Source organism: Methylophaga frappieri (genome assembly GCF_000260965.1).
Taxonomy (GTDB): Bacteria; Pseudomonadota; Gammaproteobacteria; order Nitrosococcales; family Methylophagaceae; genus Methylophaga; species Methylophaga frappieri.
In genome coordinates, this window is sequence record NC_017856.1 from 1486608 (window position 1) to 1498415 (window position 11808).

The 11808-nt window shown below is 46.1% G+C and carries 13 protein-coding genes and 1 pseudogene; 9 read left to right on the forward strand and 5 right to left on the reverse strand.

Annotation, left to right across the window (positions count from 1 at the left end):
• Window positions 1–73: 73 nt before the first annotated feature.
• Entirely contained in the window at window positions 74–1804 is a 1731-nt protein-coding gene (locus Q7C_RS07045; RefSeq protein WP_014704038.1) for an OFA family MFS transporter, read from the forward strand.
• Between the two features lie 36 nt (window positions 1805–1840).
• Here the strand turns inward: Q7C_RS07045 and ubiD are convergent, their stop codons facing one another.
• The 3 genes and pseudogenes from ubiD to Q7C_RS07055 all read right to left on the reverse strand — a co-directional run.
• Window positions 1841–3313 (reverse strand): 4-hydroxy-3-polyprenylbenzoate decarboxylase, encoded by a 1473-nt coding sequence (ubiD, locus tag Q7C_RS07050; protein WP_014704039.1) that lies wholly within the window; start codon window positions 3311–3313, stop codon window positions 1841–1843.
• A gap of 6 nt (window positions 3314–3319) precedes the next feature.
• On the reverse strand, window positions 3320–3493 hold the full coding sequence (locus tag Q7C_RS13990) for a tyrosine-type recombinase/integrase (protein WP_337998621.1): 174 nt from the start codon (window positions 3491–3493) through the stop codon (window positions 3320–3322).
• Between the two features lie 58 nt (window positions 3494–3551).
• Window positions 3552–4301 (reverse strand): annotated as a pseudogene (locus Q7C_RS07055) (integron integrase); the annotation flags it as partial.
• Window positions 4302–4493: 192 nt separating this feature from the next.
• Here Q7C_RS07055 and Q7C_RS07060 point away from each other — a divergent pair.
• The 5 genes from Q7C_RS07060 (at window position 4494) to Q7C_RS07080 (ending at window position 8547) form a co-directional block, all read left to right on the forward strand.
• Window positions 4494–4805: a hypothetical protein gene (locus Q7C_RS07060; RefSeq protein WP_014704041.1), complete on the forward strand. Its 312-nt coding sequence runs from the start codon at window positions 4494–4496 to the stop codon at window positions 4803–4805.
• Between the two features lie 255 nt (window positions 4806–5060).
• Window positions 5061–5966 carry a hypothetical protein gene (locus Q7C_RS07065; protein ID WP_014704042.1) on the forward strand — a complete coding sequence of 302 codons (906 nt, stop codon included), beginning with the start codon at window positions 5061–5063 and terminating at the stop codon, window positions 5964–5966.
• Window positions 5967–6047: 81 nt separating this feature from the next.
• Complete coding sequence (locus Q7C_RS07070; RefSeq protein ID WP_014704043.1) at window positions 6048–6866, forward strand: hypothetical protein; 819 nt, start codon at window positions 6048–6050, stop codon at window positions 6864–6866.
• Between the two features lie 118 nt (window positions 6867–6984).
• Complete coding sequence (locus Q7C_RS07075; protein ID WP_014704044.1) at window positions 6985–7659, forward strand: hypothetical protein; 675 nt, start codon at window positions 6985–6987, stop codon at window positions 7657–7659.
• Window positions 7660–7749: 90 nt separating this feature from the next.
• Window positions 7750–8547: a DUF5677 domain-containing protein gene (locus Q7C_RS07080; RefSeq protein WP_014704045.1), complete on the forward strand. Its 798-nt coding sequence runs from the start codon at window positions 7750–7752 to the stop codon at window positions 8545–8547.
• Between the two features lie 89 nt (window positions 8548–8636).
• Here Q7C_RS07080 and Q7C_RS07085 read toward each other — a convergent pair whose 3' ends face one another.
• The gene (locus Q7C_RS07085; protein ID WP_041366648.1) at window positions 8637–8927 is read right to left on the reverse strand and encodes a type II toxin-antitoxin system RelE/ParE family toxin; all 291 of its coding nucleotides are present in this window, start codon (window positions 8925–8927) and stop codon (window positions 8637–8639) included.
• Complete coding sequence (locus tag Q7C_RS07090; protein ID WP_014704047.1) at window positions 8920–9141, reverse strand: TA system antitoxin ParD family protein; 222 nt, start codon at window positions 9139–9141, stop codon at window positions 8920–8922. Before Q7C_RS07090 ends, Q7C_RS07085 begins: the two co-directional genes overlap by 8 nt.
• Window positions 9142–9342: 201 nt before the next feature.
• Between Q7C_RS07090 and Q7C_RS07095 the strand changes: the two genes are divergently transcribed.
• From Q7C_RS07095 to Q7C_RS07105, 3 genes are all read left to right on the forward strand, one after another.
• Window positions 9343–9996, forward strand: a complete 654-nt coding sequence (locus Q7C_RS07095) for a hypothetical protein (protein ID WP_014704049.1) — start codon at window positions 9343–9345, stop codon at window positions 9994–9996.
• Between the two features lie 99 nt (window positions 9997–10095).
• Window positions 10096–10818: a hypothetical protein gene (locus tag Q7C_RS07100; protein ID WP_014704051.1), complete on the forward strand. Its 723-nt coding sequence runs from the start codon at window positions 10096–10098 to the stop codon at window positions 10816–10818.
• Between the two features lie 109 nt (window positions 10819–10927).
• Entirely contained in the window at window positions 10928–11728 is an 801-nt protein-coding gene (locus Q7C_RS07105) for a toll/interleukin-1 receptor domain-containing protein (protein WP_014704052.1), read from the forward strand.
• Window positions 11729–11808: the final 80 nt, after the last annotated feature.

Below are 11808 nucleotides of genomic sequence, written 5' to 3' on the forward strand. Positions count from 1 at the left end.
CCCGTATTTGACTCATACCGTTAATACCGGCTTAATACCAACAAATAATCAATAAAAACAAGGAACATGACCCATGCTGGCCAGGCTCCATAAACGGCATATTGTTGCAAAACCCGGTTTTAACCGCTGGCTGATTGCCCCCGCTTCTGTCTTCATTCATCTTTGCATCGGCTCTGTTTATGCCTGGAGCATGTTTAATCCGCCATTGGTGCGCCAATTAGGCGTCGTGGCCAGTGCGGCAGATGATTGGCGATTTGCCTCCGTCGTGTGGATTTTCTCAACCGCGATTGTGTTTTTAGGCCTAGCCGCTGCCATTGGCGGAAAGTGGCTGGAGCAAGTGGGGCCACGCGCAACCGGCTTTTTGGCAGCGTGTTTGTGGGGCGGTGGTTTTTTAATCAGCAGCCTCGGCTTATACAGCCATGAGCTATGGCTCATTTATCTCGGCTACGGGGTCATCGGCGGCTGTGGTCTGGGGCTTGCCTACGTCACTCCCGTCAGTACCTTAATTCGCTGGTTTCCTGATCGACGCGGCATGGCAACCGGGATCGCGATTATGGGTTTTGGCGGCGGCGCTATTATCGGTGCGCCACTCAAAGGCTATTTACTGTCTTTATTTTATGAAGCGCCAACCTATCTCGGTAAAGCCACCGATTTATCACTGATTACCGAAAATGGGCGTCGCTTTGTCGAGTCCGCTGGCGAAAAAATCGAAGTCGTTGTCACCACAGCAAAAGACATGGCTGCCTTGCCTGTTCCCGGCCCTGAAGGTGTGTATGTGGTTGGCAGTGGTACGACCGGCGCGGCGACAGTTTTTCTGATTTTAGGGGTTGTCTATTTTCTGGTCATGACGATTGCCGCCTTTAGCTTTCGCGTGCCGCCAGCCAACTGGAAACCGGCAGGTTGGAATCCAGATACCGCCAAAAAACCGGGTAAATCCCTGATTACCCAAAATCACGTCCATATTGATCAGGCGCTGAAAACACCGCAGTTTTATCAGCTGTGGATCATGCTCTGCTTCAATGTCACAGCCGGTATTGGTGTGATTGGGGTTGCCAAAACCATGATCACGGATATTTTTGAGCCTAGCCTGCCAAGCATTGTCGATGCTGGCTTTGCGGCGACCTATGTGTTGATGATCAGCGTATTTAATATGGCCGGGCGGTTTTTCTGGTCGTCCTTGTCTGACTACATCAGCCGCCAAACCACCTACAGCATTTTCTTTATGCTCGGCGCCTTGTTGTATCTGTCGATACCGCTGATCGCAATGCAGGCCAGTGTCAGCCCATCGGTCATGTGGCTGGTGTTGTTTTATGCCTTTACCATGTTGATTTTCACCATGTATGGCGGCGGTTTTGCCACGATTCCGGCGTATCTGGCCGATATATTTGGCACCTTGCATGTCGGTGGTATTCATGGCCGGCTGCTAACGGCATGGAGTGCCGCCGGTGTATTGGGGCCCGTGTTACTGACACAGTTGCGAGAAAACTCTATCTATAAAGCCATTCATGAACTCGCCAGCACCGTTGATCCAACCGTGTTTATGAATCGGTTTGGTGCACCGATTTCGGAACTGGATACCCTCATTGCTTCAAGCACCGTCTCCATTAATGCCATGATGGAAATCGCCCCGGCGGGAACGGTTGATCCGACGCCCAGTCTGTATAACACCACGATGTATGTGATGGCGGCGCTGTTAATTGTCGCCTTAATCAGTAATCGCCTGATGCGACCCGTTGATAGCAAACATCATGTGCAAAACAGTCACGCGGCCTGGTGGCAAAAAGAACAGGCGGATAAATCCTGATTCGCTCCGCGCCGGGGCGTAATCTCCCCGGCGTGTTTATTCCTGATCCAGTCCCAATTCAGCCCATATAGCATCAATACGTTCGACCACCGCCGCATCCCGCACAATTGGTCTGCCCCACTCTCGGTCAGTTTCACCGGGCAGTTTATTGGTCGCATCCATGCCCATTTTAGAACCTAAACCCGACACGGGCGACGCAAAGTCCAAATAATCAATCGGCGTGTTTTCCACCAGCGTGGTGTCACGCGCCGGATCCATTCGTGTGGTAATCGCCCAAATCACATCATTCCAATCACGCACATTCACATCGTCATCGACCACAATCACAAACTTGGTATACATAAACTGACGTAAAAACGACCACACGCCCATCATCACCCGCTTGGCATGCCCCGGATATTGCTTCTTCATGCTCACCACCGCCATGCGATAAGAACAGCCTTCTGGCGGCAGATAAAAATCAACAATTTCCGGAAACTGCTTTTGCAAAATCGGCACAAACACTTCGTTTAATGCCACGCCCAAAATCGCCGGTTCATCCGGTGGGCGGCCAGTATACGTGCTGTGATAAATCGGATTTTTGCGTTGCGTAATCCGCTCAATGGTAAACACCGGAAAGGTATCCACTTCATTGTAATAACCGGTGTGGTCACCGTATGGCCCTTCCGGTGCCATATCATTCGGGTAAATAAAGCCTTCGAGCACAATCTCGGCATTGGCGGGCACCTGCAAGTCATTACCGATGCTTTTCACCAATTCCGTTTTACTGCCACGTAATAAACCGGCAAACGCATATTCCGATAACGTGTCCGGCACCGGCGTCACCGCACCTAAAATGGTGGCCGGGTCGCAACCCAACACCACACTAATCGGGAACGGTTCGCCGGGATAGGTCTGTTGCCATTCTTTAAAATCCAACGCGCCACCGCGATGCGACAACCACCGCATAATCACCCGGTTTTTACCAATCACCTGCTGCCGATAAATGCCCAAATTCTGCCGTTCTTTATGCGGGCCTTTGGTCACCACTAATCCCCAGGTGATTAACGGTGCAGCATCTTCCGGCCAGCAGAGTTGAATCGGGTAATTGGCTAAATCAATGTCGTCGCCCTCAATCACCTGCTCCTGACACGCGGCTTTTTTAACGACTTTAGGCCCCATATTCAGCACTTGCTTGAAAATGGGTAACTTCTCCCACGCGTCTTTCATGCCTTTGGGCGGCTCAGGTTCTTTCAAAAAAGCCAGTAACTTGCCGACTTCACGTAATGCCTCGACCGACTCCTCGCCCATGCCCATCGCCACCCGTTTCGGGGTGCCGAATAAATTCACCAATGCTGGTACATTCGAGCCTTTCGGGTTTTCAAACAACAACGCCGGACCACCCGCCCGCAACACCCTGTCAGCAATTTCCGTCATCTCCAAAGCCGGATCCACTTCCATCTGAATTCGTTTCAACTCGCCTTGCTGCTCAAGGCCATCGATAAAGTCACGCAGGTCGGTGTATTTCATTCGTCTTTATTTCTCTTTTAAATCCAGTAACTCAAGTGGGCTGACCACACCTTGCGCCCCCTGTTTCAGCACATGCGTATAAATTTCGGTTGTTTTTACATCCGCATGTCCAAGTTGCTGCTGTACTGTCCGAATATCTGCACCTGATTGCAACAAATGGGTGGCAAAAGAATGACGCAAAGTATGGCCTGGTTACCTGCTTCGTAATGCCTGCGTGTTGCGCTGCAGTTTTAATCGCTTTATTCAAACCGCTTTCGTCAAAATGATGCCGTCGAATTTTACCAGAACGTGGATCTACCGATAATTTTGAAGCAGGAAACAAATACTGCCACCCCAATTCAAAAGGCTGACCTGGATATTTTCTTGCTAACGCATCAGGCATCCAGACACCATCATAATCATCATTTTTAGAATCCAGCTTTAACAGCCTTTCAACACGTTCAATTTCTAATTTCAACGGTTGGTGAAGCTTACCAGCCAAGGTAACAATCCTGTTTTTTGCCCCTTTACCATCCCATACATGAATTTGACTTAAATCAAATTCAATATCTTTTACCCGCAACCTGACAAGCTCCATCCGCCTTAAGCCGGAGCCATACAACAGAGAAATCATCAGTTTTTTGACACCCGAAGTCTGCTTGATCAAATCAGCAGTTTCATTAACCGTTAAGACAACAGGCAACTTTTTCTTACGAGTTGATTTTTTAAAGGCACCCACATACCCAACGTCCTGCTCCAAAAACCTGCGCTTTAAAAATACAAGGGCATTTAAGGCTATCGACTGCGTTGCGGCCGACACATTTCGCTTTACAGCAAGGTACGTTAAAAACTTCTCTATATGGTCATCACCCAACTCCCTCGGGTGTTGCTTATCATTAAAGACTATGAAATATTTAATCCAATACAAATATGTGTCGACCGTTCTGCGACTATAACGCCTGGTCAACATAAAGGACTCAACAGAACCTAAAAATGCAGATTTTTTCATGCGAATTGTCTCTTCCTTGAAACATTAGCTGGTTAAAACATAGCAAAATACTGGCCTTTTAACTCTTAAAATAAAACATTTAACGCCGACTAAACAATAACTTACATAACACAAAAAGAGAATTATAAGGAAGCCCGTTTAATATTTGTTATAAGGCCGCCGGCCTTATAAAACACACTGTTAAGTTTACCCATGAATCAGAGCCACGGAATAGAAGCAGATTATTACCTCTATGGAATAGAGCTGGGAATACTTCAATTTGAAGAGGCTATCGCTTGGGCAGATAAAATCATCGAATCGGAAGATTTGCCTTCTGGTGAAATCATTGAAGTCGCATTAGGTAGGCCCAGAGGTCGCAATGGAGTTATGGAATCTCTGAAAGAGGTTTTAGGTGAAAGAAATCTGCAAGTTTCTGGGGCAATGTTACTTTCTGAACTGAGTAATAGGCTCGCGCAGGGAGAGAGTGTCCGATCAGTAGCACGAAAAGCATTGGATGTTGCGTAGATTACTCAGCTCCCAGAAGAAGTCCGTTGGGAGTTTGATCAAATAGATGATGAACTGTCGCTTGCTGAGCAAGGAATTTATGGTGACGTTGAGCAATGTAAATCCGAGTTAATAAATTCACTATCTAGGCACAAATGTCGTGAAAAAACTTAACAAAGCCAAGCACAATCGCCCAATGCAAAAAGCCGCATTGGGCTGGACCTCGCTGACGCTCGGCCTGTGTTGGCGGCGTTATCTGTAAGAACACGATGAACCATGATCAAAAGTAAGCCAGAACCAAAAGACTTTGAAAAACAAAGTGTTCAGTACTTAATTCAAGCACTTGATCTCATTAGGTCAAATGAAGAAAACTTTGAATTTATTGAAGATTGCGATGTTAGAAAAGAAGACTACTGGGAATATCATCAAGGGATACTAAACAATTCATTAACGCTACTTTTTTTAAGCTTGGAAAATTATTTAAAAAAAGAGATATGTAGAGTTTCACCATTACTTCTTTTGGCAGGCGAACCCAAAAAATGGGGTTCAGCTAAAGAAAGTAAAAAGTTTAGTGAGTTATTTATTCACCAATTTGATGATCTTTTGGTGTTATATCAAGAGCTAGGACTTGGAGAGCTAACACCACAAACAAAGACCAAATTAGAAGACCTTAGAATAAAGCGGAATCAGATTACACACGGAGTAACTGAAGGGATCTTGACTCCCAACTATGTCATAGAGACGTTTTACACTGTTGCTGTCCATATTTGGGGGCCGAGAAAATGGTGGGATCAACTCAAAAATCATGTGTTTAATGAACCATTATTTGGCATATATGATAGTGACCACGAAAAGGCAAGTGTAACGACATATGTTGAGTTTTTGGTGTCCTATTTGGGCAAGGCGAAATCTGGTGAGATGCTTGGTGTCAACTTAAAACAAAGAAATTACTATTGCCCATCGTGCCATTACTGGCTTAACCATGAGTATGATGTAACTGATTCAAATTACGCTATTTTAAGTCCCAATACTCCAACATCTAAAAATCTATACTGTGTGGTTTGCGACCAAAATTATGAGGTGGAGCGGGAAAATTGCCAGGTGCCTGACTGTAAAGGCAACGTAATTGGCGGTGACGGCTACTGCCTGACATGTTGGTCCGAGCAAGATGAAAACAGATAACAAAGCAATCAACTACGCGCCTGCGGCGCCGGACGCTCGTACCTCGCGCCGGTTATTGCGGCGTTAGGTACCCCTACAATCATGAAACGATACCGAGTATTAGCTTTTAGTTTCGATACGCGAGCTCGTTTACTTGCGACGGAAATTCAGGATTCTTGGGAGTCGCAAGTAAAGTCGCAATGGATGGAGAACAAGCGAAAAATCCGTGAAGGTCTTGTGCACGAGTTTGGAGCCCAAAATCACGAAGAGAAAATAGAGAACTTTATAGAGCTCGGAGCAAGCCCTTTATCACTCCTGGCATTTCATAACGCATTCTTAGGGCAATGCCGAAAATCCTTCGTCGTAGGCTCCTACTATTCCGCCTTGGTATCAGCTTGCACTTTGGGTGAGCGTATCTTGAACCGGCTCATCATTCATCTACGCGAATACTTCAGATCGACGACCGAATACAAAAAAATTTATCGTAAAGAGTCATTCGATAACTGGGAGTATGCGATTGGAACCTTAGAGTCATGGGAGGTGCTACTTCCGGCGGCTGCCGAAGATCTACGTCAGCTTGGAGGAATCCGACACCAAGCCGTCCACTTCAACCCGGAGACTGACCAAAATGCTCGAGAACTCGCAATCGAAGCAATTCATTTGCTTCAGAATATTGTTGAGAAGCAGTTTTCGGCGTTTGGGTCACAGCCGTGGTATATCGAGGGCGCTCGAGGAGCGGCTTACGTCGCAAAACAATATGAAGATTTTCCATTCGTAAAGGAAGTAGTCATTCCAAACTGTGTGTTAGTTGGCCCCCACCATAAGCTTGAGCATGGCTCAAACGGCTGGATTGTGCACGATGAGGATAATTACGAAGACAAAGAAATCACGGATGACGAGTTTTTATCATTGCTACGTTGATCGGGCACCTAACGAATCGCTGCAGTTGACCGCCCAAAGCGCTGCCGCGCTTCGGGTACTCTCCGCAGCCTTCCGCTGATCCGGCGGCAACTGAGCTTGGGCGTTAGGCGGTAAGTGAATGGCCAAAGCTGCTCTTCATGTCAACAAACTGTCTGCTGCAAAGCGTCAGCTTCAAGCGGCAATTCGAATGTATTTTCAATCAGAGGACGAACTTGCAGTTCATACCATCGCTGCGGCAGCTTACGGGTTGCTGAAAGATATAAAGAAGTCGCGCGGTATGAGCGAAGCCGCAGATACATATCTTGTCAGTGTTTTCTATATCGTGCGGGATTACCGACGCGGTAACCTTCCGGAGGAGATGACCAGAGATTCGGATTTTATGACTGAGATAGAGAGACTTGCTGAGAAGCTATCTTCTATTACTGCCGAATCGAGACTAAGCGATGTCCAAGCTTCTATAGGACCGGAATTGGAACGTCAGTATTGGAACGATACCAATCGAGCCGCAAACTTTTTGAAACACGCTGATCGGGACCCTGAGCAAGCCATGCCACTTGATGTAATCGATAATGTACTTCTGCTAGGGAAGGCAGTTTCTTCCTATCAAGATGTTGCACCGGATGATCTAGGCAACGAAGGGCTCGTTTTTGCTGCGTTTTTGGCGGCCGCAAATGATTCCTATCAGCTTGGTGAGGGTTCGTTTAGCTCTGTTGTGGCATCGATGCGGAAGGTCCCTGTAGAGCGACGTATCGAGCTCTCTTACGAACTCATTACAAAAATGAATATTGAGTAGCGTAGAGTGTACCGCCTAACAAGCACAGGTTGTTGGGACGGCCGTACCGGCCGCCCCAACTGTGAGCGTTATGAGCAATAGGAAAGAATCATGAACGTAGATGGTGATGGATTCTTAACCGAGCAGGCAGATCAGCGCGCGGAATCGGCCATTCAGCCGCACTTGGCTGTGTTCGAAAGGTTGAATGAAATATTGGCGTTGATTCGAGCTTTTATAAAAGCTCACTCCGTTCCTGTTCAAGAGTCGGAAACCGATCACCAGCGAATTATCGCGCTGGTGTTGGCGACGAGGATTCTGGAGATATCAGAAGCGGGAATTCTTATCATGCGCAAAGGCATGACTAATGAATCAATGACGATGCTCAGAGTGTTTCTGGACGCGTATTTTGTGTTTGGGAACGTATGCACGAACCCTGGTTTTGTTAAGGAATATTTTCAAACCGATCTTAGAGCTAGACTCAAACTGATGAATGTATCGCAGCAGCATTCATCAACACTTTTTGCATCAGCTAGAGCCTATGCGGATCAGGAAAAGGACAACTTAAAAAGCACTGTTGATTCTGAAGGGGCAAAGGCATTCAAAAGTGAAGAATATGCAAAGAATATCGGGTGCAGCGAGATATACGATAGCCTATATAGGTTAACCAGTCCCTCCTTGCATACAACACCGAGATCCCTTGAGAAATATACTCAAGAAGATGACGCTGGAAACATCACTGACTTAGTTGATGGGCCGCAACCTGGCGATATTGGGCAGCACGCGTATGACTTTGCGCACTTTTTGATCAATGTCTTAGGTGGGCTTCGAGATGTTTTTGGTGAAACTGACAGCGAAAATCAAGATGAGCTGAAGGACAAGTTGAATGCCTCGGTCAACAAAATCTCATAACAATCACACCAAGGTTTGCCCATTACGCTATCGCTCCATGGGCAGGGACCTCCGCTACGCTGCGGCCCCTTGTGTGTGGCGTTACAACTCTATGTCCCACGTTTGATATCACGGTAGAAATTTTCATGGGAGCCAAGCGCCATTAATTCCAAAATCAACTGTCCTTCGTCAAAACTATATCCGAGCAAGGTCAGCTGTTTGTTCATCTTGAATTTATGTACACGCAAAAAAGCTAGGTCGCCTTTCTTCTGCTCCCCAAGTTTTGGGTCTTTCATCAGTGCTTTAATAGCTGTATCCAAATCCTTTTTTTGGTTTGGCTTCAACTTTTTCACCACCTTTTTAAACGTAGGTGTTTGTAATACACTAACGACCTTAGCCAAAGTCGTATTCCTCAAGCTTTCCAGCCTCTTTTTCCGCCTTGGCTATGATCGCCTGCTTAACAAATTCATATGGCAAATCTGGGTTATCTTCCATCATTTCGCCAATTTTCGCCCAGTGCTCAATCTGCTTAGGCGGAGTTCTATTCAAGGCTTTTGCCATAATCGTGGCTTTATCAATCAGGTCTTGGTCTAATCGTATGCTTGTTGTAGCCATGGTCACATCCTCCGCAAGTCGGCATATTGCGGAATGTAGCATAATGCCACAAATGGGGCAAGTTGTAACAAGGTGTTGTTGTCGCAGCGCAAAAGGCCGCGCTGCTGGGACGCCTTCGCTGGCGCTCCGGCGCCCCAAAACACGGCGTTATGTGCTCTCATCTAAGGAAACCCTGTGCTAGCTGAATCAGACAGGAAGTTTATGACAGAAGAAATGATGATTGATCTTAACTCAATTGATTTAAGGCTCGACGATCATCGGCTTGAAGATGCTAAGGAAGACCTGGAAATCGCCATAGCAAGATTTATAGAGGCAATCATCAATCAGATTAACTCTGGAGAAGTTCGTGATATTTACTCATTTGAAGACAGTGAGGCTGAGAAATTTATAAATAGTTACTCTGTGGGTCTTTCTAAAAAATTAACAAGTGATTTTGCAAAAGAAACATTAGATTCACTACGGCACGCGTTTGTCTCCTTTGCCTTTAACGGGCTTCACCAATTGTTCACCCGCCAAGAAAATGAGGTGTGGTATCCAAAAATAGTTCTTACTAAAGAATTGATACCAAATGACAAAGAGACCCTAGACGAGGAGTTTCTTATTTTCAGAGGTTGTAGTAAATCAGAGTTAGAGTCAGGTAATTTTGGTCAATCTTGGAGTACCTGCGAGAATTGTGCTACAGAATTCGCTTTTAAGCACTACGCATCACAGGATTGGTTCAATCCGCTAGATCGAATTGTTTTATGGGCAACTTATTATAGAGAGAACGTGTTGTTTTCCAACCAAACGGATTTTGGTGAGTATGAGGTTGCCGTTAATACGGGGTTGCTTGATGATGTCACGCAATACAAATAACAAAGCCAATCACAATCGCCCAATGCAAAAAGCCGCATTGGGCTGGACCTCGCTACCGCTCGGCCTGTGTTGGCGGCGTTATGTGAATGGAGAGATCGAGTGAGCGATGATGTTCAAGAAAATATAGAGAGATTTCTTGGATTCTTTGAAAGGAAGCTTGAGGAAATTAATGGAGCAGAATTTGGGGAGTCTACAAGACTTTTCAGAAAAGTGCTCTATTTGGGAATTATTGATGCGCTATCGAAAAGCGTCACTTTGCAAAAAACAGGGAACAGAGAACGGATAATTTCGTTTTTGCGGTATTTTTCAGATTGGGAATATCAAGATCGTATAAGTCTTCCCCATTTAGTTCGTTTGCTGACAAAAATTCCCGATCCACAATTTTCTGAATTGAGAGAATATGCATTTGGCTTATTTGATCATTGGCATTCTGGCGACGTGATTCGCCTAGATAGAGATTTGACCATCGATGAAGCAAGAAGAAGGTGGCCTCGCAACGTGCCAAAGCCACTAGAAGATATACAAATTGAGCATCTTCAGCACGCCAATTTATTTTATCGGCACCGTAATAGCTTGGTTCATGAAATGCGAGAGCCAGGATATGGCATGGAGTTTAGTGAAAACGAAGCTCCTTTCTATCATTCTATGGGCAATTTAAACGATGAGTCATACACATGGGAGCTTGTATATCCTACAGGGTTTTTCCATCAACTTTGTGTTACCGGTATTCAGAAGCTGAGAGAGTACTATATAAGAGATCGAATTGACCCTTACGATCACTACAAATTTGGCAGTTATTGGATCGAGGGTTTGAATCTGTGAAATCAAATAACAATCACAACCACGCAAGCACCAGTACGTGGTGCCGGACCTCCGTAAGCTACGCTTACTCCGGCCCGTGTTGTGGGCGTTAGGTGCTAAGGAGTATCCGTTGAGGAAAAGTATTTTTTTAAGCCATACGCACGCCGATAAGCCGTTCGTTCGGAAGCTGGCTTCTGATCTCGAAGCACATGGCATTCGGTATTGGCTAGATGAAGCCGAAATTAAGGTTGGCGAATCCCTCATTGAAAAAATACGCCATGGTCTGGATACCGTAGACTATGTTGCGGCAATTCTTTCGCCAAATTCCATTGCATCCCCGTGGGTTCAGCGCGAACTAGATGTGGCGATGAATCAGGAGATTTCAGGACGCCAAGTTAGGGTTCTCCCAATCCTGTATCACACGTGTGAACTGCCTGGTTTCCTGCTAGGCAAGTTTTATGCGGATTTTACGGATGAGAAAAACTATCCTGCTGCCCTGAAACGCTTGGTCGAAAGCATCGGCGTAGTTTTTAATAAATCAGTACTCGATTCTGGGCGGGCGGGAGCGACTCTCGGTGAGGCTTTAGACAGGGCATACGTGTTTAATCTTCCTATGTTGGTTAAGCCTTTCCATAGGCCATTCCAATACATGGGTATGAACGTCAAAGAAGTGCACGAAATCGTTGGTGGGGAAATGAATGAAGCCGGAAACATCATCGTAGAAAATGAGGAGTGCCGGATGTTTCTGGAGCGTGAGGGAAATTTTGTCAGCTACATTGACGTTGACCTGAAGCGAACCGCCCCTTTTAATCAAAATCAGGAATTTGATCCTGAGCGAATGCTCGGGGCATTGAGCATCAATCCAAGCGAGCTTGATTTGGTTCGCGCGCAGACGCACTGTCACACCTACTACGATCACAAAAAAAGATGAAGGTAACTGTCATGTGCACATACGACGGTGCCCCGATCTCAGTTGCGTTCAGCTCTAAGTACTATGGAATGTAAGGGTGC

Excerpts from the sequence above, each read along its gene's own strand:
- Q7C_RS07045 (WP_014704038.1), top strand. The coding sequence starts at position 74 with ATGCTGGCCAGGCTCCATAAACGGCATATTGTTGCAAAACCCGGTTTT.
- ubiD (WP_014704039.1), bottom strand. The coding sequence starts at position 3,313 with ATGAAATACACCGACCTGCGTGACTTTATCGATGGCCTTGAGCAGCAA.
- Q7C_RS07060 (WP_014704041.1), top strand. The coding sequence starts at position 4,494 with ATGAATCAGAGCCACGGAATAGAAGCAGATTATTACCTCTATGGAATA.
- Q7C_RS07065 (WP_014704042.1), top strand. The coding sequence starts at position 5,061 with ATGATCAAAAGTAAGCCAGAACCAAAAGACTTTGAAAAACAAAGTGTT.
- Q7C_RS07070 (WP_014704043.1), top strand. The coding sequence starts at position 6,048 with ATGAAACGATACCGAGTATTAGCTTTTAGTTTCGATACGCGAGCTCGT.
- Q7C_RS07075 (WP_014704044.1), top strand. The coding sequence starts at position 6,985 with ATGGCCAAAGCTGCTCTTCATGTCAACAAACTGTCTGCTGCAAAGCGT.
- Q7C_RS07080 (WP_014704045.1), top strand. The coding sequence starts at position 7,750 with ATGAACGTAGATGGTGATGGATTCTTAACCGAGCAGGCAGATCAGCGC.
- Q7C_RS07090 (WP_014704047.1), bottom strand. The coding sequence starts at position 9,141 with ATGGCTACAACAAGCATACGATTAGACCAAGACCTGATTGATAAAGCC.
- Q7C_RS07095 (WP_014704049.1), top strand. The coding sequence starts at position 9,343 with ATGACAGAAGAAATGATGATTGATCTTAACTCAATTGATTTAAGGCTC.